The organism is Emcibacteraceae bacterium, assembly GCA_041396985.1.
Taxonomy (GTDB): Bacteria; Pseudomonadota; Alphaproteobacteria; order Sphingomonadales; family Emcibacteraceae; genus Pseudemcibacter.
In genome coordinates this window covers 46375-72618 of the sequence record JAWKXO010000003.1, presented here as the reverse complement: position 1 = coordinate 72618, position 26244 = coordinate 46375, and the positions used below count along the sequence as shown (strand labels likewise).

The window sequence follows — 26244 nt, the reverse complement described above, 5'->3', positions numbered from 1 at the left end:
TAAATTAAAGATTAATAATATTCAATTTTTAAATATTTTATATATAATAAATTCGCTTTTCAAATAGATAAAATCAGGTATCATGTTATCTACATGCTAACAGTAATGAGTATTGGAGACTAACATGAGGCATTATAAACCAAATACAATTTCTGATAGGGAATTATACGAAAAACTGGATTATTATGATTATAGTGAATTTGACGATGACTATTATTTTGATTTAGTTAAAGAGCGCGATAAAAATAAGTCCAAACGTAGCCGTCCTGCAAGAAGCCGCTCCAGATATAAAAGCGCTTTTGACGATTATATCGAAGACTACTGAGTTCTTTAAATTCAGAAATTTTACCGCCAGGAAGTATCTGATTTATCAGATATTCCCTGATGGTAAGAACTTTTTAAGTAGCTGTCAGCATTTCTTTTCTTAGAACAGAAATTCCTTTTAAAATGACCTTAATAAGGTCAGTTTCTATGTCTTCCGCATAAATTATATAAGCCGGATAAATGAATTTCGGCGCCCAGTCCACATACCAGAGCTTTCCCTCTTTTACAAAACTGTCCGCAATTCTTCTCGGGAAATACCCACTGGAGGGAGAGTTGAGCAAATATTCAATGCCAAGTGTACCCAGGTCAAGTGATACCCTCGGTGTGGTCAGGTTCGGAAAATTTAGGGCATGATCACTGATAAATTCCGGTCCCCAATTAACGAAAATATAATCGTGATCAAATATATCGATCCCCTGTTCCAGCGAAGAAACCAAAACAATTTCTTCTTCAAATATCTGCTTAATTTTAAACCCTGCTCTGTGCTGAGGCCTGTAAAGGATAGCAATATCAACAGACCCTTCTGTAAGTTTCTGCATAAGGTCAGGCGAATATCCCATTTCAGTTCGGATAGCAATTTCCGGTGCATGAATGCGCATCCATGACAATAACTTTAGCAAAAAACCATCCCAAAGACTAACCTGGCCACCAATACGCAGCAGTGCTTCCATTTGCTCCCCGATACCAACTGATAACCTCGCCTCGTCCCAGATTTTTACCAATGCAATTGCATGTTTTAGAAACTGCCTGCCTGCAAATGTAAGACGCGCGCCCTGTTTGCTTCTTTCAAATAAATATGTTCCCAACTGATCTTCAAGATTTTTAATCCTGATACTCACTGTGGATTGGGTCACATAGACCTTCTCAGCCGCTGCAATAAAACTGCCCGTATCGGCCACAGCGATGAATGTTTTAATTTGAGGGATATCCATTTTACCTGAACCATATGTTATTTAAAAATCAAATAATAATATCATAAAATATTCAATTTTATAATTTTATTTACGGCATATAATTCATAATCTGATGGTCCATTAATTTAAGGAAACTGATTATGGGAAGCCGCATTTCAGACGCAAAAGAGCTTTTTAATTCAGACACATCTGCAGCAAATCAAAGGCAGATCATTTCCGACTTCGATGGTAAGTTAATTTACGGGCATGACAAAAATATTCCTGAAACTTTATCGCTCGAAGAATATCAGGCTTTAATAGAAAAAATTTATTTTAAATAATATTCTACTTATTATCTGGTTTTGCGGCTTTGCCGGACTGTGGAAGATACATTATTTTCAATATATTCTATTATTTTTTCAGCAACATTTTTTCTGGATATTTTCTCTAATCCTTCAAGACCGGGTGAGCTGTTGACTTCCAAAACTTTTGATCCAGTTTCCGTTCTTATCAAATCCACTCCGGCGACTGTCAGACCAAGGACATTTGCTGACCTGATGGCAATGGCTTTTTCATCTTTACTTAAAGCAACCCGTTTTGCTTTACCCCCAGCATGTAAATTTGAACGAAAATCTTCTGCATCAGCCGTTCTCATCATAGCGCCGACCACTTTCTTACCGACAACAAAGCAGCGTACATCCGACCCCGCCGCCTCTTTTACAAATTCCTGGGCGATAAAATGGGCATCAAGTCCCTGAAACGCACTGATCACAGCTTCCCCCGCTTTTTTTGTCTCCGCCAGCACGACACCTCTTCCCTGTGTGCTTTGTAAAAGTTTAAGCACGGTAGGAGCGCCGCCTACCAACGAAAGTAAACTGTTTGTATCTTTAGGAGAGTTAGCAAAAGCCGTTGTCGGCATAGGTATTCTGTGCCTTGCCAAAATCTGATGGGCGGCCAGTTTATCACGCGATGCCCCAATTGATGCTGCACTATTAAGACAAAATGTTCCCATAGCCTCAAACTGCCTGACAACCGCCATGCCATAAAAGGTCAGCGAAGCGCCAATTCGTGGAATGACGGCATCATAGACTGGAAGTGGTTTACCGTCATAATGAACTTCGGGATTATGACTTTGAATATTGAGATAACATCTTTTGGTATCGATGAGCTCAATAACATGATTTCTTTTTTCGGCTTCTTCCACCAGTCTTCTTGTCGAAAAATTATTTGGCTCTCTGGTGAGAACTGCAATTCTGAGTGGCCGTTTAATCGGCTTCTGTCGGGCAATCTTATCATATAAATGGTAGGACAGTTGTCCCTGAATAAAACTTTGCGTTGGCTGGACCGCGACTTCCTCAAGGGCCGTTCGTCCCAATAACATACGGTAGGCCATATTTCCGCGATTGGTCAGTGTTATTTCAATATCCCATTTTCTTTTTCCAATAATTATTGGTGTTTTAATGACATATCTTAGCTCTTTCTGGCCGTTTGAAGATGTCACTTCTCTTCTGTCTACTACCCGTGCGGAACAAAATACTTCAATATCCGGATTATCCGGAACCGGGTGAATTCCAAATCTGACAAAGGGCTTTTTTTCACTACCAAAAGGCTGAATAGAAAATGCATGTAAGGCGGATGTTCTTGCGCCGGTATCCGTTTTTGCCTTCAATGCTGGCAAACCCAATTCCGGCAAAGTCACCCATTCTTCCCATCCAACTACAATATTTTCCATATTCAATCCAATTTCCTTTATTCGTATTGGCTTCATTTAGAGGATAATTACTATTTATGTCAAATAGGCTAACCCGATAATCCTAAATATTTTTTATTCCCCAATATTGAATGGAATGATGTTTGTGCTTTATAAAAAGTAATTTCTGGACAATAATAAAAAAGAATAAATCAGGGTGAGTTCTATATGTGGAAATCAATTCTTAAACCAAAGACATGGGTCGCTAAACTGCTGCTATTGCTCGTTGTGGTCGGCTTTTTTGTTCTTGGCATTTCCGGATTTTTAGCCCCTATTCAAAACTTTCTTGATTCCGATGCGATGTCATTCCAACTCGGATCTAACCGTTATTCGGTCTATTTGCTTACCCGGGCCGCTATTATAATTGTCCTGCTTTTCTGGCTTGCCGGTATTGTCGCCGATTTTGGTGAGGGGCATATTCAGAAGCTTAACAAAATTACGGCAAGTAACCGTTCTCTGATCGTAAAGGCATTGCAGATCCTTGTATATTTTATTGCGTTTCTCGTTGCCCTTGATCTTCTTGATATCGACCTGACCGGCCTGGCTATCTTTAGCGGTGCTATTGGGATCGGGATCGGTGTGGGTCTACAGAAGATAGCTTCAAATTTTATTAGTGGCATTATTTTGTTATTTGAAAAAACTGTGGTTGTCGGCGATCTCATTGAACTTGAAAATGGCACCACAGGATTTGTCAGGCATACGGGTGCCAGATACACACTTGTTGAAACCTTCGAAAACAGGGAAATCATGATCCCCAATGAAGATTTTATTACTCACAGCGTAACGAACTGGACATATACAAACACGCTCGGCCGGGTAGAGATAAATATCGGCGTATCTTATAAAAGCGATATTAAAAAAGCATATGAACTTATGCTGGAAGCCGCAAATGAACACCCAAAATCAAGCACAGTATCACCTCCCGATTGTTTTCTTGATTCTTACGGAGATAGTGCAGTGATGTTCACCCTTTATTTCTGGGTGGATAATGTTGCAGAAGGCAGAAAAAGGCCCAAAAGTGATGTCCTATTTGCCATATGGGATAAATTTGCAGAAAATAATATCGAAATTCCATATCCACAAAGGGATGTATATGTAAAGAATTTAGGTGAGTTAAAATGACGAAAACTATGTTGCTCGCTTATGATTTTGATGGCAAAGGCGGTGGAAGTGCCATTGATGATATTAAAGTTGCCAGCCAGAAAATCAAGAATGCGCAATTGGCCTGGGTTCATCTTGATGCTCGTAATCCCCAGGCGCGTGAGTGGCTTGAAAATGAGCTTTCCTATCTTGACCCGTTTGTCGTATCTGCATTACTGGCTGAGGAAACCCGCCCTCGTATTACCGAAATCGGTGACGGGGCCATTATTATATTGAGAGGCGCGAACCTCAATCTGGATGCTGACCCCGAAGACATGGTTTCAATCAGAATGTGGGTCGACAAACACAGAATTATTAGCGTTCAGAAACGGCAGCTTAAAGCCATTCTTGATATTAAGGAAAGAATTGAGAATGGCCGTGGTCCAACCGATGCCGGGCATTTTGTAACTATGCTGATTACACGCTTATTTGAACGCATTGAACCGGTAATTACTGAACTGGATGAACGGACAGACGATATTGAGGAAAAAATTCTGGATGATCCTGATTTATCGTTAAGGGAAAATATCATCGACATAAGGCGAAAAGCCATTATCTTCAGACGCTATATGGCACCACAAAAAGATGCTATTGGCCAACTGAGAATTTCTGAGATGGAGTGGCTAACTACATCGCAAAAACGCTACTTATACGAAAATTATGACAATGTCTTACGCCATGTAGAGGATCTTGATGCAATTAGAGAGCGGGCACAAATCGTAAAAGATGAACTTGCAAATATGTTATCGGACAGACTGAATAAAAATATGTATGTCCTTTCGGTTATCGCCGCCATTTTCCTGCCGCTAGGGTTTCTGACCGGATTATTGGGCATTAATGTAGGGGGAATTCCGGGTGCCGATTATGCCTATTCCTTCTGGATATTCTGCGCAATTTTAGCTGCCATAGTTGTTGGGCAAATAATCGTATTTAAGATTCAGAAATGGTTCTAAAGAACAGTTGAATGCTTTATGAGAAGCAAAACTCTAATCACAAAACACTCAAAAAAAGAAATAAGATAAATGTCATTTTTTATTGAAAAGCTGAAAGCAGACTATGGAGAAAAAGCAGTCCTGACAGGGGACAGCATTTCAAACCGCGCAAGCAGTTATTGGGATGCCACCCCGATTACTGCCAAGGCCGTTATCAAGCCAACTTCTACTGCACAGCTTTCCGAGATAATAAAAAAATGCAATGACGTAGGTCAGATAATTGTAACCCATGGCGGCCTGACAGGATGCGCAAAAGCCGCCGACGCAACATTAGATCACGTAATTATTTCAACAGAACGGATGACCGCGATCGAGGAAATTGATGAAATAGGCGGCACCGTTACTGTTGAAGCAGGAGCAATTCTGGAAAATGTACAAAAAACCGTCGCCGAAAAAGGGTTCTATTTCCCTCTTGATCTTGGCGCAAGAGGAAGCTGTACTATCGGTGGCAACGCCGCAACCAACGCAGGTGGAATTAATGTGATCCGTTATGGCATGATGCGAAATCATATTCTCGGGCTTGAAGCCGTGTTGGCAGACGGCACTGTAATTTCCTCCATGAATAAGGTAATCAAGAACAATGCGGGGTATGATTTAAAACAGCTTTTCATTGGTTCCGAAGGCACACTTGGAATCATCACCAAAATCATTGTCAAACTTGAAACGGCGTCAACCAACTGTCAGACTGCCCTGGTGGGATTAGATAGCTTTTCTTGCGTAATCCGTTTTTTAAACCATATGAAGAAAAAAGCCGGACCCCGATTAAGCGCCTTTGAGGTTATGTGGGGCAATTATTTTCAGGCAGTGACAGGTCCGGATGGCCACAAGGCCCCAATGAGCCGAGATCATCCTTATTATGTAATTACCGAATGTACAGGGACTGACGTGCAATCAGACAACAATATTTTCATGAACTCCTTAGAAAGTGCTATGGAGGAAAATATTATTATCGATGCCATCATTCCCAAGTCAGAACAGGAACGAAAATCCATCTGGATTGTCAGAGAAGGTTTTGAGCCAATATTAAGGAATTTCCCTTTATTTTTATATGATGTCAGTCTTCCAATTAAACATATGGAAAATTATATTGAACAGGTACAGCAAAAATTTTCATCGACCTGGCCGCAGGCAAATTGTTACGTCATCGGTCATATCGGCGATGGTAACCTTCATTTGATGATTTGCCCGAACACGGGTGATGAAAGCCTGCATGAACAATCCAATGCGATCGTCTATGATCCGCTTAAAACAATAGGAGGGAGCGTCTCAGCAGAACATGGTATCGGGAGGGAGAAAAAAGCCTGGCTGGCTCATAGTCGGTCACAGGAAGAAATTGCCCTGATGAAGCTGCTCAAAAAAACCATGGATCCGAAAAATATTTTAAACCCGGGCGTAATCTTTTAAACAGTATCAATTTAGTATATGATTGCGATTCTATCGCAAAATAATAGAATTATTTTCTATAATAAAGGGGAGACGGATCATGGATGAATTTGATAAAAAGATTTTAAAATGTCTGCAGGAAGATGCCACCATCTCAACCTCTGCACTTTCTGAAAAAGTCGGCCTATCCACGACGCCATGTTGGCGGCGGGTACAGATTCTTGAGGAAAAAGGCTATATCGAAAAACGGGTCGCACTTGTCAATAAGAAGAAACTCAATCTGGGTCTGACTGTCATTGTAAATATAAAAACCAGTCAGCATTCAAAAGATTGGCTGATTAAATTTCGAAACTCTCTCATCCACATTCCGGAAGTGGTTGAAATTTTACGCTTAAGCGGCGAAACAGATTACTCGCTAAAAATACTGGTGCCGGATATGTCAGAATATGACAGGGTCTATCAGGATATTATTTCAAAAATTGATGATCTTTACGATGTCAGCTCCAGCTTCGTAATGGAAGAAATAAAAAGTACGACAAAACTTCCGCTAAATTACGTATAAGAAGGCTTATTTTTCATAATATTGCCTAATTAATGTAAATTTATACTATTATTATAATTTATATTAATATATTTTTTCTAGAAAATCGCAAATTTTATTGAAGAAAGCAAAAATCTTTTCTTCCGCACATGCTATCTTTCCTAAACTAAATATAGGACAAACAATAAGGATAACAGACATGCGATTTTCTTTTACCGAGCACCCTGCTTCAGTTGGCGAAACATATTTCGGACATCTATTATCCGCACTCTCATTCTGTGGTAAACTGACACTGGCACTTCTTGCCTGCCTGACCCACGCTTTTTTTCCATTTCTGTTTGAAAAAACGGGCAGCAGAATAATCAGCCAGTTGATGGATGATATGGTTCATAATCGGGATAAAAGGGACCCTTCAAAAAGTATCTCCGGTGCATTTGAACAAACAGAATCTGCTTAATGATATATTTCATTAAATGAAATTTTATGAGGTCTGCATAATACAGGCCTCATGAGTGAAAGTTTATATGCAGGTGCATTAAGCCTTAATAATTTTCGTTATGATCAGCCCAACAACAAGTGAAGGGAAGAAATAAATTATTCCTTCACTTCCAAGCAGTACGGACGTTAATGACGGCCCCGGACAAAATCCGCCAATACCCCATCCAATTCCAAAAATTACAGAACCGATAATAAGGTTTTTATCAATATCTTTGCGGGTCGGTATGTGAAATGCATTGTCAAAAATAGGCGTTTTACGTTTCAACACAAGTTTATACCCGGTAAATACAACTATAATTGCACCGCCCATGACAAAGAGAAGGCTGGGATCAAACGTACCAGCTAAATCAAGAAAATTTAATACTTTGGCAGGATTACTCATACCCGAAATTATAAGGCCCAGTCCAAAAATCAAACCGGCAATCAAAGCAGAAATAATTTTACCCATCAGAATGCCCCTTCAATAAGATGGCGGATGATATAAACGGTTAAAAAACCGGATAACATAAAAGACACCGTTGCCAGAATGGATCTCATGGATAGGCGCGAAATGCCGCAAACGCCATGGCCACTGGTGCATCCACTACCAAGGCCGGTTCCATATCCAACGAGCAGACCTGCTGAGATCATGACAATTTTACTGTCAGATACAACCTGCTCAATATTTTGACCGGTAACGAGCTTAACCAGAATGGGAGAAATAATAATGCCAAAAATAAAGGCTGCCCGCCAATCCAGACCTTTGGTTTCGGTCCAGGGTGGCAAGAGCCTGCCTAAAATGCCACTGACACCGGCTATACTGCCCTGGAATAGCATTAGAAGCACAGCGGAAAGCCCGATCAACGCACCGCCTATGAATGACGCAAAAGGTGTAAATTCTGTCATAATTAACCTCTCTAGTTATGAAATTTAATTTTTCCAATAAATCAGACGACTACAGAAAAATTTTGTACTACTCTAACATAAATTAAACCTGAAAAGAGCATATTTAAATGAAAGATGGCCGAAATTTATTTAAAGTTGATAAAAAAAATCCTGATAAAAAACAGCTTTTTATAGATGCAACCATCTGCTCACTGGCAAATTTTGGGTACAAAAGAACGACTGTACGTCGAATTGCTGGCTACGCTGGCGTGGCCCCTGGACTACTGACCCATTATTTTAAAGGCAAAGAAGAGCTCATTGCAGAAAGCTATAAATATTTTTCAAATTTATTCCTGGAAGAATTTAAGGCAAAAATTGCTGCCATGGATACAAACCCCCTGAATGCGTTAAAAGTATATATTGAGAGCACTTTTGCCCCTGATGATGTCGACCCAAAATATTTAAGAGTATGGCTTGCCTTTTGGGCGATTACATTAAGCGAACATGACCTGAGGATTGCGCATAAGGAAATGTATCAACAATATATAGATGCAATAGAATCTATTCTTAAAACAGCGTACAGACAGCAAAAATTTTCTTTAAAAGGGCGTGATACCTGGTCTCTGGCAATTGGTATTTATGCCTTGCTTGATGGACTTTGGCTTGAATGCTGTCTGGATCCTGAAGGCTTTTCGCAAAGAAAAAGCCTAGATACTGCCTATCAGTTTATTGAAAGCTCAACAGGCCTTATAATCAGTGGCTGATAATCATTAGTCCATAATACATAAGTCTAGAAATCATCTGGTGGCGTTTTTGTTTTTCTGGGTGGGTTCCAGGCAGGACCACCCATGACCGTACATTTTGCCCAACGCCGGTTCCATTTAAGCTCTTTTTTATAATAAATCTCCGCCCAGATAATATCCCCCACTTTACCATGGGGCATATCTACAAACCCGAGAGCAATATTTTTCTTTGCCGACGGTGCCCACGCCGCACTGCTGACATAGCCTATATTCTTGCCATTTTCCCTATCAAAAAGATAAGCATTACACGCCGTCTTATTCCCTTCGACATCCAGCCTGACAAAGCGGTACCTTGAGCCTTGCTGTTTTTCCTTTAACAAAGCACGTCTTCCGTTAAAAACCACTCCCTTATCCAGTTTCACGAGCCAGTCCAGGCCCAGTTCGAACGGTGATTTGGCATGTCCCGGACGCACCGTTTCATTGGCGGGCGAAAAATCAACATTGGCCGCAATAAGACCGGCCTCAATCCTGGCTATCTCAAGGGCATCGCCACCTATCGGACGGATATTATAATCCTTTCCCGCTTCAAAAATAGCATCCCAAAATGGCTCGGCCTGCTCATTCTTCATCCAGATTTCATAGCCCAGATCGCCAGTATAGCCGGAACGGGATATCATCACCTCACCACCCGGAAACTCGAAATGACGAAGATCAAACATCTTCATGGTCTCAATATCCTTAAACCCCATATTTTTAAGGATTTTACAGCTGATCGGACCCTGGAAGGAAAGGGCAGCAATCTCGTCCGATACTTCTTCAAATTCAATATCAAAGCCAATGGCATTCCGCTTCAAAATTTCCATCTGCCTTTGTTGAGCACATAACAGATATTCATCTTCCGTCACCCGGAAAACGGTTCCATCATCAATCACCATCCCTTCGTCATCACACCAGACTGTATAAGCAACCCGACCGACGCGTAATTTTGTCATATCGCGGGGCAACAAGCGGTTCATATAATCAAGAGCTTCCGGACCCCAAATCCGGTATTTTGACATTGGTGTTAGATCAAATAGGCTTGCCGTATTACGAATGGCGAAATATTCAAAAGTCGTATTTTCAAGCACAGTCGGCACCGTATAGCCCGCCCACCGATGCCACATATTGACCATATCATGTTCTTTTAGTTTGCTATAAAAAGGTGAAAATTTGACAGCACTGCGCCAGTGATCCCTATCAATCTGCGTGGTCATTTCACTTCTCCCTTAAGAATTGCTCTCGCAGCATTACGCCCGGCAGCGCCCATGACACCGCCGCCCGGATGAGCCCCGGCCCCGCAAATGTAAAGCCCGTCAAGCGGCAACGCATATCTTGATGCTTCCGGAACCGGGCGAAGCATTAGCATCTGGTCAAGGGTCAGTTCTCCATGGTGCCAGTTACCACCGACCATTCCGAAGCGATCTTCCAGATCTTTAGGCGTTAAAATTTCCGCATGTTCTATCTGCTCCCTGATATCTGGTGCATATTCAGCTATTCTTTCGATACAGCTTTCAAGAAATGCTGTCTTTGCCTCCACTGTCCAGCCGCCTTTCAGGGCATAGGGCGCATATTGAACGGATGCACTTAAAACATGGCCATTGTCAGCGATGCTTTTATCAACCAATGACGGAATTGATATTTCCATCATCGGGGAAGGGGAAACTTCACCATATTTTACATGGTTAAAGGCCCGTTCGACATCCTCCTGATCAGGAGCAATCAGCAGGCGATTGACCAGATCTTCTTTCGAAAGTCCTTTAAAGTCGGGAAGAGCATGAAGGGCTATATGTAATTTTGCCGTTGCCCCGCGCATGCGGTAATTGGTCATACGAAGCACAAAATCAGCTTCAAAATGTTTTGTTCCGACCAAATCAAAAACAGTTGTATTGGTATTGGCATTGGAAATAACCATATCAGAACTGATGACCTCACCACTTTCCAATGTCACACCTCTGACTACACAATTTTCAACATTTATCTTCTGCACCCTTGCGTCCGTCCTGACTTCTACGCCTGACGCAATGGCTGAGGCGGCCATGGCCTTGCTCACGGCACCCATTCCCCCTTCCGGAATATGCAGCGCCCCGCTATCGCCAGCGGCATAGCGATAAAGAAAATTAAGAAAATTACCCGGCGAATAAGGGCCTGTATGGGTTCCCAGCACTGCATCAAAGGATAATGCGCCTTTCAGCTTATTATTTTCAAATTCGTCATTCAGCACATCGCGGATATTCATTCCTATCATTCGAAGCAGTTCTGACATTTTTTCCGCGCCAAGCCCGACCCTAAGCTTCCAACCAAGCTTCATGGCCACCAGTTTGTCATCCCAGTCCGGATTAAAAATATCAATCGGCGGACTATCAATCAAGTGCCCCAGCGTTTTCGCATAATCATGGATAAGTGCCATAAATTTTTTATAGGCATCCGCTTCCTCTTTCGTGATGCCACCACCTTTGGCGGAGTTTTTAGTGAGAAACAGATGATCGCCATCTTTATCAAGTGAAATAGTTGACAGATCTTTTGCTGCTAATTTTAGCCCATGCGCCGAAAGATTTAAGTCTTTTAATACTTGATTATTAAGTTGGTTAAGATAATGGGCACATGCAGAAACCCGCTTGCCGTAACATAGATCGCTTGTTACTGCGCCGCCACCAACCTGGCTGTTCGCCTCAAGCACAATTACATTCTTACCGGCTTTTGCCAGATAAGTTGCACAGACCAGCCCGTTATGACCGCCGCCGACAATGATGGCATCATATTTATTTTTTACGCTATCAGTCATCGCCTTCATCCTCCGGCACGGTGGTGCTTACTTTCATATCCATGAGTATTTCCCGGGCCGCATTGGCACCGGGTGCCGCCATAACGCCGCCTCCCGGATGGGTGGAGGACCCACACATATACATGCCATTTACCGGGCCACGATACTGTGAATATCCGGGAAATGGCCGGTTAAACATCAGCTGGCTTAAGGATAATTCCCCCTGGAAAATATTACCGCCGGTCAGACCGATTTCTTCCTCAATTTTACTGGGAGTTCTGACCTCAACATGCTCAATCAGGCTTTTAAAATTCGGGCTATATTTGGCAATGGTATTGATAACTGTTTCGCCAAACTGTTTTATCAAATCAGGTGTCCAGTCCTGACCGTTGACTTTTTCAGGACAGTATTGAACAAAAACCGACATAAAATGTTTGCCCGGTGGTGCCATTGTCGGATCCGTAAGGGACGGGATAAGGACGTCAAGATAAGGGCTTTTTGACCAGGTTCCGCTTTTCCATTCGTCGTAGGCACGCTCATACGCTTCCATATTGTCAACCACATGGAAATCACCCTGAATAAGCTTGCTGTCTTTTGGAAGCGCCGAAAATTCCGGAACGCCGTTTAGTGCAATATTCAGTTTGCCGGACGAGCCACGGATTTTGAACCTTTTAGCGGCTTTCACCACTTTTTCCCCCGCATCTTTCGGGTCCATAATGCCAAGAAATGTCCGCTTGGCATCAAGGTTTGAAACAACGCGGTCCGCCTTTATTTCCTCACCATTTTCAAGTCGCACCCCAGTAACCTTGCCGTTTTTCACCGTGATCTGCTCAACGCCGGAACCCGTTCTGATTTCACCGCCATGTTCCTGAAAAGCGCCGGCGAGTGCTTTTGCCACTGCGCCCATACCACCACGCGCAAACCCCCATGCCCCGGTTGCCCCGTCCACATCGCCCATATAATGATGCAGAAGCACATAAGCCGTCCCCGGCGAATAAGGCCCCAGATTTGTTCCAACAACCGCAGAACCCGCCTTGTGTGCTTTAATCAGGTCAGAGGTAAAAAACTGATCAACAAAATCACCAACGCTGATCGTAAAAAAGCGCATAAAGTCATGCAGATCTTTAGGACCCAGTTCACCGAATTTTTTAGCAAGGAACCGAAGCTCATCCAGATCACGAATTTTAAAGCTGGTCGGGTCAGGCGGTGTACGAAGGAGAAGCGGTCGGATAAAACGGCACCATTTTGCCATTTCGGTATAGTAACGATCATAGGCATCTACATCGATCGGACTGTGGCGCTGGATTTCACGGCGCATCACATCATGATCACTATAACTGCCAAGATAATCACCACAGTCGGTGAGTGAAAACCCACCATTATAGGTGACAACCTGAAGCCCGTGTTTACCCAGGTTCAGATAACGGTAAATTTCCGGTCTGAACAGGCTACAGACATAGGAACAGTTTGAATACATCCAGTCCTTATGAAGGTTACGGCTGACCGACGCGCCACCAATATAATCATTTTTTTCGACCATCAGGACATCAAGCCCCGCTTTTGCCAGAAACGCCGCATTGGTCAGGCCGTTATGTCCCGCACCAATAACTATCACATCATATTTTTTCATCGCTTCGTTTCCCTTAGCAGGCAACCCTTCAAGAATCAGCCCTTGATTTATTTTAAAATATGCCAACTGAATATTTAATTGTCCAGCATTAAATGAATGAATATATATTCAGTAAATTTAATCAACCTATTATATTGACTAATGTTTTTAATATTATAAAATGCCACTAATTAAACATAAGAGATTCCAGAATGGCCCTTGCCAAAATTAACTCAAAAAGACGTGTCGCCAAAAATGTACGACGTCGTCAGCTAATCGAAGCTGCCATTCAATCGATTGCCAAACGGGGGCTGAGTGACACAACGTTATCCCATGTTTCAAAGGCAGCCGGCCTCAGTCAGGGAATTGTTAATCTCCATTTTACGAGCAAAGAAAACCTGCTCAATGAAACATTGAAACATTTGCGCCTCGAATATGAACAAAATTGGCGAACCGCGCTTGAAAAGGCCGATGATGATCCTGCATATAAGCTTGCTGCCCTGCTCAGGTCTGATTATCAGGCAGCTGTTGCAGATAATAAGAAGTTGGCCGTTTGGTTTGCTTTCTGGGGAGAGGCGAAATCAAGACCTGTCTATAAAAAAATAAGCCAGGAAAGAGTGACAGATTATACGGACACACTTGAAAATCTGCTGTATGATCTCGTGACTGATGGAAACTATCAGGATATTGATGTTTCTCTTTTAACAAAAAGCATTGTCGCTATGGCCGATGGGCTTTGGCTTAATATTCTTATTTCCAATCAGGAATTTAAACGCCAGGATGCGGAAAAGGTGATGATGCAGTATTTAAGACAAATCTTCCCGCACCATAAAAGCGCCTTTTTATAATAGTGCTTTAAATACTTTTTTATTGCGCAAAATAAATTGCAAAATTTAATATCGCCTTTTATTGTACAATTGTACAATAAAATACCAATGGAGCAATCAATTCGAATGGGTGCCGATAAATCAATTTGCGATCTGATCAAAGATTATAAGCCAGGTTACTCGCTGGAACAGAATTTTTATAAGAATCCCGAACTTTATGAAAGGGAACTGGAAAAAATTTTTTTCCAAAACTGGTTCCTTGCCGGTCACACATCACAAATCCCAAATCCGGGGGATTATTTTCTAGTCGAATTTGCAAATGAATCAATCATCTTATGCCGTAACAAAGAAGGAAAAATTAAAGCCCACTTAAATGTATGCAGGCATCGTGGATCACGTGTCTGCCTTGAGAAAAAGGGTAACGCAAAAAACTTCACCTGCCCATATCACGCCTGGAGTTATGATCTCAATGGAAATCTGATTGCCGCACGCATAATGGCGGACGATTTTGAAAAAAGTGAAAACGGTCTTCATAAAGTCCATGTCGAACTTGTGGGTGGGCTTATTTTTATAAGTCTGGCAAAAAAACCTCTTTCACTAAATGCCATGAGGGATGACCTAAAAGACATGTTTAAGCAGTTCGGTTTTGACAATATGAAACTGGCCCAACAAACATGCTATCCGGTAAAATCCAACTGGAAACTGGCTGTCGAAAATTATCAGGAGTGTTATCACTGCGCCCCTTCGCACAAAGACTTTGCAAAAATACATTCAATGGCCCAAAATCCTGAAAAGTTCAGAAAACAGAAAGAAGCCTTAAAAGAAAATCCTCCAAGTAATGTGAGAACCAAAGCCTCATCCTACTATTTCGATCTCGCCATTCCCGGGGAGGAAGGATATCAGTATGACCGAAATCCCCTTCTTCCTGGAAAAAAGAGCGGAAGCAAGGATGGTAGCCCTGTTGCCCCGTTACTTGGAAACCTTGAGAAATATGACGGGGCTGCCTCTGAATTTCTGGTTGGCCCCGTTACTTTTTTCCTGATTTATGATGATCATATGATTGGCTATCGGTTTCTGCCCGTCTCAATTGATGATTGCATATGTGATTTATTCTGGTTTGTACGCGCCGACGCGGAAGAAGGAAAAGATTATAAGCTGGAAGATTTAACCTGGCTCTGGCATGTGACAATACTGGATGACGAAGAAATTATTGTGAATAATCAGAAAGGGGTTAATTCAAAATTTTACAAGCCCGGACGTCTTTCAGAAATGGAGTATTTCCCGCAACATTTTCTGAATTGGTATCTGAAGGCTATTTCGTAGTTTTTTAGATATCTGAAATCACTCTTTTAAGCGACGGATAGATTTTTTCAAAAAGCTCTGCATCACGTTGCTCATCACGCTCTTCAGGATTACTGACCATTGTTTTTAAGGCATTTAACGCGCCAAAAACTTCTTCAGCTTCAGGCACCGTATCAAATTCACCTGAAAAAATTTTCCGAAGCCATTTGCAGATACGTGTAACACGTGGCCAGCCAAATGTTGAGGCCTCAGATTCAAGATTATAGGCCATCAACACAGCGTCCTGACGATTATTTTGCCGGATCGCAATCTCCAGTTCCCTGATTCTTTGTTTCAGTTCTGCAGCAAATTCAAGTCCTGCTTTTTCCACTGCACTATTGGCGCGGGCTAGCATTTGTTCTTTATCTAAGCGCTCATTCATTTAATTATCCATAGCTTTTTTTAATTTATCCAAATTTGCCCCGCGACGATCATTTTCCCCGTTCCATTCTGAATTGTTTTCTTTATGACGGCGACGATTTGGCCCGATAAAATCTTCTGATTGAATAAATTCTCGCTTACGGTTTATTGCACTATCCAATTTTTGAAGCACTTGTGCCGGCGAAAACGGTTTGCTTATAACTTCTGTAACACCGGCATCTCTTGCCAAAATAACTGATTTTATATCTGTGACACCTGTTTCCAGAATGATTGGTAATTCCGGATCATTCTTTGTTCCGGGCTTGGTTCTTATTTTTTTTATAAAGTCAAGGCCCGCTCTTTTATTCATCATAAAGTCGACAAAAATACAGTCAACGTCGATATTGTAGAACTTTTTCTCTGCATCATCGAGATCATCACAGAGTATTATTCTTTTTGCGCCAAACGCCTCTAAAATAGAGAATAATGTCTTTGCAATAAATGAATTATTATCAGCAATAAGGATCGTTAAATCTGAGATTTCAGTTTTCCCCATATTAATTTCTGTCCATCTTAAAATTACGGCATCATCTTTAATCACGGCCTATTTTACTTACAAAGTATAAATAGAAGGTTACATTTTAAGCAATTTAATTATTTTTGGAAAAAACAGATAAAAATTCTTATCTTAATTCAGACTATATGATCATAAATTTTCGAAAGCTGGCTTCCCCCTTCAAAGAAAAGCTCTCTTAATTTATTCAATGGCACTGAATTAACAGTGCTGAGCGGTAGCGGTAAATCACGGGAGACAACACGCCCCAAAAGATAATCTGCCATAACCCGCCCAAGCGCCGTACCCGGTGCAATACCCCGACCGCTGAAGCCTGAAATACTATAAAGCCCTCTTCCCAGATCATGAATGTTGGGCACATATTTTTCCGAGCAGGCAATGCGGCCTGACCATTTATAGGTCCAGTTTACAGGGCCCACTTCCGGGAAAGTTTCTTTGATAATTTTGTCGGCCCATGAGCTGAGGAGCGGTGCATTTTCACTATAAATATTGCCAATGGTGCCGATAATTAACCTGCCGGCGGCATCCGTCCGGAAAGACCGCATCACCAGACGCGTATCCCAGGTTCCGTTTTTTCCGGGCAGGAAATGAGCAAGCCGTTCATCGCTAAGCGGGTCTGATGCCATTTGTGAATAATACATCGGGGTAAAAGACGATCTGATGATCGGATAAATATGTTCAAGATAAGCATTGGTTGCCAGCAATACCCGATGCGCCCTGATAAATCCTTTAGGCGTTTTTAAATGCCATTGGCCACGCTTGAACCGAAGGCTTAATACCGGGGATGATGTGAATATTTTTGCACCCGCTTTTTTTGCAGCTCTCATGAGCCCATGACAATATTCAAGGGGTTGAATGGTGCCTGCCCGCATATCATGAATTGCCCCCAGATAGTTTTCTGCTGCAGTTAATTTAAAGGTAGCCGCCTTATCCAGCAGCATGACACTTCCACCACGGGCATTAATCTGCCACGCTTTTTCTTCCAACGCCTTTAAACCTTTTTCATCATGAGCCAGATGTAATGTTCCGTTCCGTACTGCATCACATTCAATTTCATGTTCATCAATCAGATCATGAACCAGGTCAGGGGCGCGGCTCAGGAACTGATTAAGGGCCGCACCGTGGCGTTTGCCAATAGCTTTTTCCACATCTTCCGGATTTATCCATAGTCCCGCATTGGTCAACCCAACATTTCGGCCGGACCCGCCAAAACCGCTATATTCTGCTTCTACCACGGCCACATCCGTTCCTGCTTCCGCCAGCCTAAGGGCAGCAGAAATACCCGTAAAGCCACCACCAATAATTGCCACATCAGCTTTTTGATCATGACTGAGTATATTTGTCTCAAGCTTTGATGTCCTTGAAAGTGACCAAAGAGAATTATTTACTTGTTGTGTCATATGGTTTTACGGCATTGTTGTTGAAAATTATTTTGTAATATAAATCAAAAATAAAAGGATAATAAGTGAAATATTTTGGTGCTGAAGAACTCTCCTGCCTTCTACCTTATGACGAACTCATTCGTGCATTAAGGGACGGATTTAAGCAAGGCGGGGAAGTCCCCTTAAGACACAGTCATCAAATTACAACGAAAAGGGGCACGGAAAATAGCCTGCTGCTTATGCCCTGCTGGCAGCGGGGCGGTATGATGGGCTTAAAAATGGTGATGGTTTGCCCGGAAAACCATCAGATCGGACTTGAAAGCGTCCAGTCAACCTACATTCTTTCCGACGCCACAACCGGCGAAGTGAAGGCCATAATGAATGGGGACGAGCTGACCGCCCGACGAACGGCTTGCGCCTCTGCACTGGCTTCAAGCCTGTTGTCTAACCCAAAGTCTGAAAGTCTGCTGATGATGGGTACCGGGAAAATAGCCTCTCACCTGATCCGCGCCCATCAAAAGGTGCGTGAACTTAAAAACATATATATCTGGGGGCGGCGATTTGAACAGGCGGAAAAGCTTGCACAAAAACTTTCAATTAACCCTTCTGTTAATATAGAAGCTGTTAACAACCCCGAAAAATACGCCGACATATCCGATATTATATCCTGCGCGACCCTGGCGAGAGAGCCAATTTTAAAAGGAAAATGGCTAATAGAAAATAAACACAGGCATATCGATCTTGTCGGGGGATATACCTATGATATGCGTGAAGCTGATAATGATATAATAGCCTCATCAAATATTTATGTAGATACATTTGACGGCGCACTTTCAGAAGCGGGAGACATTTTACAGCCGATCGATCAAGGCATTATAACAAAAAATGATGTAAAAGATGACCTGTTCGGAATGGTCAAAGACACATTTAAACCTGATTACACAAAATCCAACACGCTTTTTAAATCAGTCGGTACAGCGCTTGAGGATCTGATAGCGGCCAAGCTTGCCTACCAGAAAACAAACCTCAAATAATATTGATCTTCATTTTAATTAAGAGTATCACTTAAGCCAGATGGTGCCCTTCGGGGGTAAAAGGGAACACGGAATGCCGTGACTGTACCCGCAACTGTGATTGGAGTGCTCGGTTTCATAAGCCACTGAAAATTTCGGGAAGGCGAGACTGAGAGAGTATCCATAAGTCAGGAAACCTGCCGTCTGATCGCCATACCTATTTACCGGGTCAGTGAATGGAGCGGAATTTCCGTACGGGTGATATCACTCGCTTTGTACGGGAGGCATCACATTCATCCTCAAGTATAGAGCAAAATTTATACTTTATGAGGATATCATTATGAAAAAATCAATTATATTAAGCGGGGTCAGTCTTACGGCCTTCATCCAATCTTTCCCCCTATACGCAGCAACGGCAGAGGACGTGATTGTCACAACAGCAACACGTTACGACAAACCGCTATCAAACATCGGCAGCAGTATTTCTGTGGTTTCAGCGGAGGATATTGAAATTGCACAAACCGTATTTTTAAAAGACATTCTGACAAAAATACCGGGTGTAACTGCAACTCAGAACGGTTCTTTTGGTGGTGTTTCGTCGCTCCGTATTCGCGGAACGACTGAAGTCGTTGTTCTAATGGACGGTGTTCAGATCAATGATGGTGCCTCCCCCGATGGCCGTGCCAATTTCGCAAATTATGATGTCAATGCCATTGAACGGATTGAGGTACTTCGTGGACCACAGTCACTTTTATACGGTTCGGATGCAATGGGTGGTGTGGTTAATATCATTACAAATTCAGGAAGTGATGGCCTTGGCGGTGGCGCCTTTGTGGAGGGCGGTTCCTATACTACCTTTAACGGTGGCGCCAATATTCATGGTGGCGACAAAAAACTTCATTTTAATTTTGCGGCCCGTGGTATTACCACGGACGGCATTTCAAAAGCTGATGAAAATAACGGCAATATGGAAGCTGACGGTTTTCATAACATATCCCTTAATTCAAAAGTGGGTAGTCAGTTGACCGACAATTTTTCAACTGAATTTATCGGGCATTTTTCCAAAAGCCGTAATGAATTTGATGACTATCTGCCACCCTTTTACACACTTCAGGATGCGGATAAGGTTGATCACACCACAGAATATCTTCTGGCATCACGCAGCCATCTTGAATTGTTGGACGGAAATTTTATAAACACATTTTCCTTTCAATATTCAAACACACTACGCGAAGATGAAACAGGCAATATCCTTACTCCCCAGTCAAAAAGCAACCGGATAAATATTGATTATTTCGGCCATTACAAAATTGATGACGCCTTTGGTGTATCATTCGGCCTTCAGCATGAAGAGGTTGAAGCGGAAGCCAATAATACGGATGCCCAAAAGTTTAATATGGATAGCGCCTTTTCAGAAATTGACTGGCAGGGTATAAAGGGCCTGACCTTTACCGCCGGCGTGCGTTATGATGATCATAGTCAGGCAGGGGATACTTATACGCCGCGCATTACAGCCGCTTATTATATTGAAGAAAGCGGAACCAAAATTTTCTCAAACTGGGCCGAAGGGTTTAAGGCACCAACCATCACCCAGCTCACCCACCCGTTTAACGGCAACCTTGATCTAATGCCGGAGCGTTCAAAGGGATGGGAAATCGGTATTGAACAATCCGCTTTGGATGGAAAGGTTCTTTTGGGGGCCACCTATTTCCATCAGAATTTTAAGGATAAAATCAATTATGTCCTGATTGATCCCAACTTTTTTATCTACCAGTATCAAAATGTTGATAAGGTCATATCAAAAGGTATTGAACTTTCATTGAATGCCGAGCTGAATGACACAATATCAGTATACGCCAACTATACGTATACCGACAGCAAGGACATAGGTCTTGGCACACAATTACTGCTGGTTCCAAAAAATACGGCTTTTGCTGAGATTATCTGGTCACCGCTTGAACCGATGAAGCTTGGTTTAAGTGCCACTTATACGTCTCGCACAGAAGATTTCTCTGCTTCACTGGAGAGCTGGACAAGGTTTGACTTCCGGGCCTCTTATCAGCTTACTGAAATGCTGGAACTATATGGCCGGATTGATAACCTGTTTAACAAAGAATATCAGCAGGTATTTGAGTATGGCACACCGGACAGATCAGGTTATATTGGAGCACGGGTAAAGTTCTAGGGGATATAATAATGGACGCAGTCGCAAAAATCAGATGTGTTATTTTCGCTGTACTTTCTGCGACTGCAACTTCCTGTTTTTCATTATTTACTTTTGCGGACGAATTACCAAAGGCAGTATCACTGGATTTTTGTGCCGATCAATATCTGCTTGCCCTTGCTGATCCAAAGCAGATCATAGCCGTCTCAAAATATGCTAAGGATCAAAATTCATTTTATCGTGATCGGGCAGCCGGACTAAAACAGTATGGCGGCACTGTTGAAGAAATACTCATGATGAAGCCGGATGTGGTGCTTGGCACTGACTGGTCATTTATGATCCAGCCCGCACTAAAAAATTACGGCATAGAAACGGATACGCCCCAATATGGCTATGAGACAGATATATTATTGAAAAATTTAGAGCATTTTGGTGAAGTGCTGAACCGACATAAGCAAGCCGAAAAGATAAAAACTGACTATATTGACCGACTTTCAAAGCTTGAAAAATTACCAAAATCAGACATTAGGGCTGCCTATATCACACCAAGTGGTTATACGGGTGGGACGGGCACCTATATTGACAACATAATAAAACTGGCCGGGTTTAAATCCCTTGCCGAAGAAAATGGTACTATCGGCTGGCAGCCTTTATCACTTGAAAAACTGCTTATGAATCCCCCTGATCTTATCGTCACAAGTTTTTTTGGTCAAAGCGATGTTGAAGTGTCCCATTGGAGCCTTACCCGTCATCCTGAAATTCAGAAAATCATGGCCGAAATTCCAACAGTGTCAATCCCCAGTGACATGATTTCCTGTGGCAGCCTTTTCAGTATTGAAATTGCCGATTACATCCATGATGAAGGGGAAAAGACGTTACTGTCAAAGGATAGGACCCCATAATGGCAGTTAAGGTTCTTCCATACAGAAATTTTAATATTGCCCTGATCATTGGTCTGGTGTTGATTTCTTTTCTGTCTCTTTTTATTGGCAGCGTATCATTATCCCCATCCGAAGTTATAGAGGCATTATTCGGGCAGGGGACAGGGGCCGTATCGATCATCGTCGTTGATCTCAGATTGCCCCGGGTACTTATGGGTATCCTTGCCGGTGCCACACTTGGCCTGTCCGGTGCATCGCTTCAGGGCATGCTGAGAAATCCGCTGGCAGACCCGGGAATAATCGGGGTTACCTCGACCTCTGCACTTGGTGCTGTCATCGCCATTTATTTTGGGCTTTCTTCCATATTTCCGGCCGCCATTCAGCTGATGGCCATCTTTGGCGCATTGGTATCTACAGCAATTCTGGTGCTTATTTCAATGCGGGACAGTAGCGTTCTGACCCTGATCCTCGCCGGGATCGGTATCAGTTCCCTATCCACCGCCGCTATATCCCTGACCATGAATTTTGCGCCAAATCCAATGACATTGCAGGATATGATCATGTGGATGCTGGGATCCCTTGAAAACAGAACCATTTCAGACATTTCAATTTCGCTGCCGTTTATTTTGTTGGGCTGGGCCCTGCATTTGGGAATTTCAAATGGTCTTGATGCCACAAGTCTTGGTGATGATACGGCAAGATCACTTGGCATTGATACCAAACGCATGCAACTTCAAATCATTCTGGGCGGCGCCCTATCGGTAGGGGCCGTGGTTGCCGCCTGCGGCGCCATTGGCTTTGTCGGCCTTGTGGTTCCCCATATTGTCCGCCGGCTCATCGGTTATGCGCCGGGAAGATTACTATTTCCCTCAGCCCTGCTCGGGGCCATACTTCTTATCTCCGCGGACTTACTCACCCGTCTACCATTCGGCTATGGGCAACTGCGGCTGGGCGTGGTGACTGCCATAATCGGGGCCCCAATGTTCCTTTACATCGTTTATAAAACGAGAAAGGAAATGAGATGAGCCACTTAAGCATTAGAAATCTGCTTGTTTCCCTTGAAGGGCAGAAAATATTATCGGATGTCAGCTTTGACATCAGCAGCGGCAGACTGGTTGGACTTATAGGCCCGAATGGTGCCGGAAAATCTATTCTGTTAAAATCTATTTTGGGCGTGGTTGATAAAAGTGCTGGTGAAATCACCCTGGATGGCAAGGATATTTCCGATTGGCCGCTAAAGGAAAGAGCACGTAAAATATCCTACGCGGCACAAGGCGCGCCCGTTCACTGGCCGCTTACAGTTGGCCATCTGGTTTCACTGGGACGTATTCCCCATCTTTCACCGTGGCAGTCCACGACCCGTAAAGATCAGATATTGACGCTGGAAGCCATGAAAAAAACAAATGTTGATCACCTTTCAATGCGAATTACCACAAGCCTGTCCGGCGGCGAACGGGCCAGGGTTATGCTTGCCCGCGCCATTGTGACAGGAGCGGAATTCCTGCTGGCTGACGAGCCAATTGAATCCCTTGATCCCTATCACCAGATTCAAATTCTCAATATTTTAAAAGAATTGACCAAGAATGGTCATGGTGTCTTGCTGATTATTCACGATCTGAATTTTGCACAGAAATATTGTGACGACCTTATATTGCTCGATAAAGGAAAGATTGTAGCCTCAGGCAAGCCGGGTGACGTTCTGAGCGATAAAAACCTGCAAAACACTTATAAGATCAAAGCACGCCGGTTTGATAAAGATGGCGATAATTTCATCATTGCTGACAAGCTTCTTAATTCGGAGTAAGCGGCAAAAATTCCAGCGTCCATTTGGTCTCCTGCGGCAGGAAGGGTGTCGGTTTACCCCTGACCCAGTCCTCATGCCCCGCCCCGTAATATGGGGATAACGGATGGCCGGACTGACCCGCCGGCAGGTTCATGATGGCTCTTTCCTCAAAACCCGGACTGACGACAATTCGTTCTGACTGGCCTTTAAACTGGCCCGATATATGGGGCATATTCTCTGTATCCCCAGACTGCGGGTCCATCGGCATATCTGTCATCATTCCCAGAAACGGTACAGCCGCACTAAGCGGATGTTTTATGTTTGCCCGATTTTGCTCGCCCCATGTATAATTTTCCAGATCATCTTCACCCATTATCACCGGCTTCCAGGCATCAAAGGCCTGCTTCTCAAAGAAAAACTGCCAGTTATCAAATCCGGCAGGTAACCATCCATCCGGCGTTTCTGTGACCAGTTGCCAGAGCGGCTGTTCCCAATATTTGGTGGCACTATCATAATTGCATTCTTCATTATAACTGACGCAGGGCGCCGTAATGCTTCCCATCAGTGTTTCATATACCTGTCGTCGATAATCACGAACCAATCTGAACCCGACCGAGTTTTTATCGGCTTTGCCGCCCCAGTTTTCAATTTCCCTGATATATTGGTCAAACGCGCTATCGCCTGAATTTTTAAGCACGTTCAGAAGCTGCTGTTGCCAGCGGGTCAGTAGCACGGCCCTGTTATCAAGCATGATATTATAAAGGTCCTGTTCCACAACATCTTTATCAAGTGCAAAAAGATCATCCCTGATTTGCTGCGCCCTCGCGCCAAGATCATATCTGTTGCTGCCAAGTTTCTCCAAATCGGCACCGCTGGCAACCCGGCCATTCGCGGTCCAAAGTCTATGATTATCCGGATCATAAACTTTGGGATATTCTTCTGATGAATACCATCCTGACCAGTCCTTATCACCCGTTGACCAGTCCATAATATCGCTATAATCACCATCACTTCGTCTGGGCAGCATACCGAAAATGGTCCAGCCGATATTACCGTCTTTATCCACGAGCATTGCATTTTGTGCCGGAATGCCCATAGTCCCGGCATAGGATTGGGCTTCTTTAACGGATTTGACATTTTCCATATTCAGAAGCCCCATATTAACTGCCCCTGTTACATGGGCAACCCAGCGAAATACATATGTCTCACCCTTTTGCAAATCCATTACCGGCCCCCAGATCGTTTCTTTAACGGTAAATGTTATTGGGTTTCCGCCTTTTTCATGGATGGCTTCGTCAACAACCTCAAAATCTTTATAGCCATCTACCGTCAGATACTGATTTGCATTTTGCGGGTTAAGTTTAAGTTTGATGATGTCGGACGTATCAATATTACTATTGGTAAACCCCCAGGCCACTGAACCATTACTGCCAACCACAATTGCCGGTGTCCCTGGAAGAGAAACACCCGTCACATCAAGCGAACCATCATTAAGCTTAAGTCGCAGTTTATACCAGATAGAAGGCGCACGAATACTTAAATGCATATCATTGGAAAGCATAGCGGCCCCGGTTTTTGTAATATCACCTGATACGGCCCAGTTATTGCTACCGGGCATGGGGTCGTCATCAGAATCCAGCGACGCCAGCTGGATATTTGGCAGCACTGATGACGGTGGGATAGCGGTTTGTACCAAAGGTTTATCATCCTGCTGGATCGGCGCATCCCATTTTGTCCGGGTCGGAAGCAGAAATGCGGTAAGTGCCGGATCAAGGGATTGTTTTATCAGGTAATTTTGCCATTCAAATCCTCCGCCTGAATCCTGCAGGGTAAAAAACATGGAGTAAATCACCAGAAAACTGTCCTCAACGGTCCATTGTTTTGGCGACACCCCCAGAAGCCAATATTCAAATGGTTTACTGCCAAGATCGTTAAGTCCGGCATTGACACCTGCCACATATTTTTCAAGCAGCACTTTATGTTCCTGAGGTAGTGCATTAATGGCTGCTACGGCACGACTACGAAACCGATGTAAGCGGTTGGTCATATCCGTCTTTAGCGCTATCCCGCCAAAAAGCTCCGAAAGTTCCCCTGCCGCCAGTCTTCTTGATAAATCCATTTGAAAGAAACGCTCCTGCGCATGAAGATAGCCCGTAGCGTATGAAAGATCATTTCTGTAATCAGCACTTAAAGTGGCGTTTCCCCGACTATCCCGTTCAAGCTTAACGGCTGATTGCAGCTCGGCCGAATTTACACTCCCGTCCAGTTGCGGCAGGCTTGCCCGAAACCCCATATAAAGAAAAGTCACACCAACCAGACCAAGAAACCCGATAGTCAGACAAATACGAACCAGCCATTTTTTAAAATTCATCGCACGCACTT

At 43.2% G+C, this 26244-nt stretch carries 26 protein-coding genes and 1 riboswitch; of the genes, 15 read left to right on the top strand and 11 right to left on the bottom strand.

The genetic code is table 11. The features are described 5' to 3' along the window. The first annotated feature begins 124 nt into the window (after positions 1 to 124). Positions 125 to 325 carry a hypothetical protein gene (locus tag R3D86_08480; protein MEZ5758243.1) on the top strand — a complete coding sequence of 67 codons (201 nt, stop codon included), beginning with the start codon at positions 125 to 127 and terminating at the stop codon, positions 323 to 325. Between the two features lie 73 nt (positions 326 to 398). Here R3D86_08480 and R3D86_08475 read toward each other — a convergent pair whose 3' ends face one another. Further along, positions 399 to 1256, bottom strand: coding sequence for a LysR family transcriptional regulator (locus tag R3D86_08475; GenBank protein ID MEZ5758242.1), 858 nt, complete (start codon positions 1254 to 1256; stop codon positions 399 to 401). A 122-nt stretch (positions 1257 to 1378) separates the two neighbouring features. On the opposite strand from R3D86_08475, the gene R3D86_08470 reads away from it, so the two are divergent. Further along, a complete protein-coding gene (locus R3D86_08470; GenBank protein ID MEZ5758241.1) occupies positions 1379 to 1558 on the top strand; it encodes a hypothetical protein in 180 nt (59 codons plus the stop codon). 11 nt (positions 1559 to 1569) lie between these two features. Here R3D86_08470 and rimK read toward each other — a convergent pair whose 3' ends face one another. After that, complete coding sequence (rimK, locus tag R3D86_08465; protein MEZ5758240.1) at positions 1570 to 2949, bottom strand: 30S ribosomal protein S6--L-glutamate ligase; 1380 nt, start codon at positions 2947 to 2949, stop codon at positions 1570 to 1572. Between the two features lie 186 nt (positions 2950 to 3135). On the opposite strand from rimK, the gene R3D86_08460 reads away from it, so the two are divergent. The 5 genes from R3D86_08460 to R3D86_08440 all read left to right on the top strand — a co-directional run bounded on the left by R3D86_08460 (position 3136) and on the right by R3D86_08440 (position 7480). Then, positions 3136 to 4089, top strand: coding sequence for a mechanosensitive ion channel (locus R3D86_08460; protein MEZ5758239.1), 954 nt, complete (start codon positions 3136 to 3138; stop codon positions 4087 to 4089). Beyond that, positions 4086 to 5060 carry a zinc transporter ZntB gene (locus tag R3D86_08455; GenBank protein ID MEZ5758238.1) on the top strand — a complete coding sequence of 325 codons (975 nt, stop codon included), beginning with the start codon at positions 4086 to 4088 and terminating at the stop codon, positions 5058 to 5060. Before R3D86_08460 ends, R3D86_08455 begins: the two co-directional genes overlap by 4 nt. Before the next feature lie 69 nt (positions 5061 to 5129). Further along, on the top strand, positions 5130 to 6503 hold the full coding sequence (locus tag R3D86_08450) for an FAD-binding oxidoreductase (protein ID MEZ5758237.1): 1374 nt from the start codon (positions 5130 to 5132) through the stop codon (positions 6501 to 6503). Between the two features lie 79 nt (positions 6504 to 6582). Then, complete coding sequence (locus tag R3D86_08445) at positions 6583 to 7044, top strand: Lrp/AsnC family transcriptional regulator (GenBank protein MEZ5758236.1); 462 nt, start codon at positions 6583 to 6585, stop codon at positions 7042 to 7044. A 178-nt stretch (positions 7045 to 7222) separates the two neighbouring features. Beyond that, on the top strand, positions 7223 to 7480 hold the full coding sequence (locus R3D86_08440) for a DUF6356 family protein (GenBank protein MEZ5758235.1): 258 nt from the start codon (positions 7223 to 7225) through the stop codon (positions 7478 to 7480). A gap of 78 nt (positions 7481 to 7558) precedes the next feature. Here R3D86_08440 and R3D86_08435 read toward each other — a convergent pair whose 3' ends face one another. Both R3D86_08435 and R3D86_08430 read right to left on the bottom strand, forming a co-directional pair. Beyond that, positions 7559 to 7969, bottom strand: coding sequence for a DUF6691 family protein (locus R3D86_08435; protein ID MEZ5758234.1), 411 nt, complete (start codon positions 7967 to 7969; stop codon positions 7559 to 7561). Beyond that, complete coding sequence (locus R3D86_08430; GenBank protein ID MEZ5758233.1) at positions 7969 to 8406, bottom strand: YeeE/YedE family protein; 438 nt, start codon at positions 8404 to 8406, stop codon at positions 7969 to 7971. The genes R3D86_08435 and R3D86_08430 overlap by 1 nt, the downstream gene beginning before the upstream one ends. A gap of 107 nt (positions 8407 to 8513) precedes the next feature. Between R3D86_08430 and R3D86_08425 the strand changes: the two genes are divergently transcribed. Further along, positions 8514 to 9149: a TetR family transcriptional regulator C-terminal domain-containing protein gene (locus R3D86_08425; GenBank protein ID MEZ5758232.1), complete on the top strand. Its 636-nt coding sequence runs from the start codon at positions 8514 to 8516 to the stop codon at positions 9147 to 9149. A 26-nt stretch (positions 9150 to 9175) separates the two neighbouring features. On the opposite strand, the gene R3D86_08420 is transcribed toward R3D86_08425, so the two are convergent. The 3 genes from R3D86_08420 to R3D86_08410 are packed head-to-tail and all read right to left on the bottom strand — an operon-like array spanning position 9176 to position 13558. After that, positions 9176 to 10381: an aminomethyltransferase family protein gene (locus R3D86_08420; protein ID MEZ5758231.1), complete on the bottom strand. Its 1206-nt coding sequence runs from the start codon at positions 10379 to 10381 to the stop codon at positions 9176 to 9178. After that, complete coding sequence (locus R3D86_08415; protein MEZ5758230.1) at positions 10378 to 11949, bottom strand: NAD(P)/FAD-dependent oxidoreductase; 1572 nt, start codon at positions 11947 to 11949, stop codon at positions 10378 to 10380. The genes R3D86_08420 and R3D86_08415 overlap by 4 nt, the downstream gene beginning before the upstream one ends. Further along, positions 11942 to 13558: an NAD(P)/FAD-dependent oxidoreductase gene (locus R3D86_08410; protein MEZ5758229.1), complete on the bottom strand. Its 1617-nt coding sequence runs from the start codon at positions 13556 to 13558 to the stop codon at positions 11942 to 11944. The genes R3D86_08415 and R3D86_08410 overlap by 8 nt, the downstream gene beginning before the upstream one ends. Positions 13559 to 13749: 191 nt before the next feature. On the opposite strand from R3D86_08410, the gene betI reads away from it, so the two are divergent. Then, a complete protein-coding gene (gene betI, locus R3D86_08405; protein MEZ5758228.1) occupies positions 13750 to 14385 on the top strand; it encodes a transcriptional regulator BetI in 636 nt (211 codons plus the stop codon). A gap of 105 nt (positions 14386 to 14490) precedes the next feature. Further along, a complete protein-coding gene (locus R3D86_08400) occupies positions 14491 to 15687 on the top strand; it encodes an aromatic ring-hydroxylating dioxygenase subunit alpha (GenBank protein MEZ5758227.1) in 1197 nt (398 codons plus the stop codon). Between the two features lie 4 nt (positions 15688 to 15691). Here R3D86_08400 and R3D86_08395 read toward each other — a convergent pair whose 3' ends face one another. From R3D86_08395 to R3D86_08385, 3 genes are all read right to left on the bottom strand, one after another. Then, positions 15692 to 16087 (bottom strand): hypothetical protein, encoded by a 396-nt coding sequence (locus tag R3D86_08395; protein MEZ5758226.1) that lies wholly within the window; start codon positions 16085 to 16087, stop codon positions 15692 to 15694. Beyond that, a complete protein-coding gene (locus tag R3D86_08390; GenBank protein ID MEZ5758225.1) occupies positions 16088 to 16666 on the bottom strand; it encodes a response regulator in 579 nt (192 codons plus the stop codon). It lies immediately after the preceding gene. A gap of 92 nt (positions 16667 to 16758) precedes the next feature. After that, on the bottom strand, positions 16759 to 18039 hold the full coding sequence (locus R3D86_08385; protein ID MEZ5758224.1) for an FAD-binding oxidoreductase: 1281 nt from the start codon (positions 18037 to 18039) through the stop codon (positions 16759 to 16761). 65 nt (positions 18040 to 18104) lie between these two features. Here R3D86_08385 and R3D86_08380 point away from each other — a divergent pair, with 65 nt between their 5' ends. The 5 genes from R3D86_08380 (at position 18105) to R3D86_08360 (ending at position 23883) form a co-directional block, all read left to right on the top strand. Continuing rightward, positions 18105 to 19055, top strand: a complete 951-nt coding sequence (locus R3D86_08380; protein ID MEZ5758223.1) for an ornithine cyclodeaminase family protein — start codon at positions 18105 to 18107, stop codon at positions 19053 to 19055. Between the two features lie 24 nt (positions 19056 to 19079). After that, positions 19080 to 19254, top strand: a riboswitch (cobalamin riboswitch). A gap of 120 nt (positions 19255 to 19374) precedes the next feature. Continuing rightward, positions 19375 to 21219 (top strand): TonB-dependent receptor, encoded by a 1845-nt coding sequence (locus R3D86_08375; GenBank protein MEZ5758222.1) that lies wholly within the window; start codon positions 19375 to 19377, stop codon positions 21217 to 21219. An 11-nt stretch (positions 21220 to 21230) separates the two neighbouring features. Further along, the gene (locus R3D86_08370) at positions 21231 to 22100 is read left to right on the top strand and encodes an ABC transporter substrate-binding protein (protein MEZ5758221.1); all 870 of its coding nucleotides are present in this window, start codon (positions 21231 to 21233) and stop codon (positions 22098 to 22100) included. Continuing rightward, positions 22100 to 23104, top strand: a complete 1005-nt coding sequence (locus R3D86_08365; GenBank protein ID MEZ5758220.1) for an iron ABC transporter permease — start codon at positions 22100 to 22102, stop codon at positions 23102 to 23104. Before R3D86_08370 ends, R3D86_08365 begins: the two co-directional genes overlap by 1 nt. Then, positions 23101 to 23883: an ABC transporter ATP-binding protein gene (locus R3D86_08360; protein ID MEZ5758219.1), complete on the top strand. Its 783-nt coding sequence runs from the start codon at positions 23101 to 23103 to the stop codon at positions 23881 to 23883. The genes R3D86_08365 and R3D86_08360 overlap by 4 nt, the downstream gene beginning before the upstream one ends. Here R3D86_08360 and R3D86_08355 read toward each other — a convergent pair. Beyond that, positions 23870 to 26233 carry a penicillin acylase family protein gene (locus tag R3D86_08355; protein ID MEZ5758218.1) on the bottom strand — a complete coding sequence of 788 codons (2364 nt, stop codon included), beginning with the start codon at positions 26231 to 26233 and terminating at the stop codon, positions 23870 to 23872. The two genes, R3D86_08360 and R3D86_08355, sit on opposite strands and share 14 nt — an antisense overlap. Positions 26234 to 26244: the final 11 nt, after the last annotated feature.

What these genes read in the sequence shown, in the direction of transcription:
- R3D86_08480 (MEZ5758243.1), top strand. Translation starts at nt 125, where the DNA reads ATGAGGCATTATAAACCAAATACAATTTCTGATAGGGAATTATACGAA.
- R3D86_08475 (MEZ5758242.1), bottom strand. Translation starts at nt 1,256, where the DNA reads ATGGATATCCCTCAAATTAAAACATTCATCGCTGTGGCCGATACGGGC.
- R3D86_08470 (MEZ5758241.1), top strand. Translation starts at nt 1,379, where the DNA reads ATGGGAAGCCGCATTTCAGACGCAAAAGAGCTTTTTAATTCAGACACA.
- rimK (MEZ5758240.1), bottom strand. Translation starts at nt 2,949, where the DNA reads ATGGAAAATATTGTAGTTGGATGGGAAGAATGGGTGACTTTGCCGGAA.
- R3D86_08460 (MEZ5758239.1), top strand. Translation starts at nt 3,136, where the DNA reads ATGTGGAAATCAATTCTTAAACCAAAGACATGGGTCGCTAAACTGCTG.
- R3D86_08455 (MEZ5758238.1), top strand. Translation starts at nt 4,086, where the DNA reads ATGACGAAAACTATGTTGCTCGCTTATGATTTTGATGGCAAAGGCGGT.
- R3D86_08450 (MEZ5758237.1), top strand. Translation starts at nt 5,130, where the DNA reads ATGTCATTTTTTATTGAAAAGCTGAAAGCAGACTATGGAGAAAAAGCA.
- R3D86_08445 (MEZ5758236.1), top strand. Translation starts at nt 6,583, where the DNA reads ATGGATGAATTTGATAAAAAGATTTTAAAATGTCTGCAGGAAGATGCC.
- R3D86_08440 (MEZ5758235.1), top strand. Translation starts at nt 7,223, where the DNA reads ATGCGATTTTCTTTTACCGAGCACCCTGCTTCAGTTGGCGAAACATAT.
- R3D86_08435 (MEZ5758234.1), bottom strand. Translation starts at nt 7,969, where the DNA reads ATGGGTAAAATTATTTCTGCTTTGATTGCCGGTTTGATTTTTGGACTG.
- R3D86_08430 (MEZ5758233.1), bottom strand. Translation starts at nt 8,406, where the DNA reads ATGACAGAATTTACACCTTTTGCGTCATTCATAGGCGGTGCGTTGATC.
- R3D86_08425 (MEZ5758232.1), top strand. Translation starts at nt 8,514, where the DNA reads ATGAAAGATGGCCGAAATTTATTTAAAGTTGATAAAAAAAATCCTGAT.
- R3D86_08420 (MEZ5758231.1), bottom strand. Translation starts at nt 10,381, where the DNA reads ATGACCACGCAGATTGATAGGGATCACTGGCGCAGTGCTGTCAAATTT.
- R3D86_08415 (MEZ5758230.1), bottom strand. Translation starts at nt 11,949, where the DNA reads ATGACTGATAGCGTAAAAAATAAATATGATGCCATCATTGTCGGCGGC.
- R3D86_08410 (MEZ5758229.1), bottom strand. Translation starts at nt 13,558, where the DNA reads ATGAAAAAATATGATGTGATAGTTATTGGTGCGGGACATAACGGCCTG.
- betI (MEZ5758228.1), top strand. Translation starts at nt 13,750, where the DNA reads ATGGCCCTTGCCAAAATTAACTCAAAAAGACGTGTCGCCAAAAATGTA.
- R3D86_08400 (MEZ5758227.1), top strand. Translation starts at nt 14,491, where the DNA reads ATGGGTGCCGATAAATCAATTTGCGATCTGATCAAAGATTATAAGCCA.
- R3D86_08395 (MEZ5758226.1), bottom strand. Translation starts at nt 16,087, where the DNA reads ATGAATGAGCGCTTAGATAAAGAACAAATGCTAGCCCGCGCCAATAGT.
- R3D86_08385 (MEZ5758224.1), bottom strand. Translation starts at nt 18,039, where the DNA reads ATGACACAACAAGTAAATAATTCTCTTTGGTCACTTTCAAGGACATCA.
- R3D86_08375 (MEZ5758222.1), top strand. Translation starts at nt 19,375, where the DNA reads ATGAAAAAATCAATTATATTAAGCGGGGTCAGTCTTACGGCCTTCATC.
- R3D86_08370 (MEZ5758221.1), top strand. Translation starts at nt 21,231, where the DNA reads ATGGACGCAGTCGCAAAAATCAGATGTGTTATTTTCGCTGTACTTTCT.
- R3D86_08365 (MEZ5758220.1), top strand. Translation starts at nt 22,100, where the DNA reads ATGGCAGTTAAGGTTCTTCCATACAGAAATTTTAATATTGCCCTGATC.
- R3D86_08360 (MEZ5758219.1), top strand. Translation starts at nt 23,101, where the DNA reads ATGAGCCACTTAAGCATTAGAAATCTGCTTGTTTCCCTTGAAGGGCAG.
- R3D86_08355 (MEZ5758218.1), bottom strand. Translation starts at nt 26,233, where the DNA reads ATGAATTTTAAAAAATGGCTGGTTCGTATTTGTCTGACTATCGGGTTT.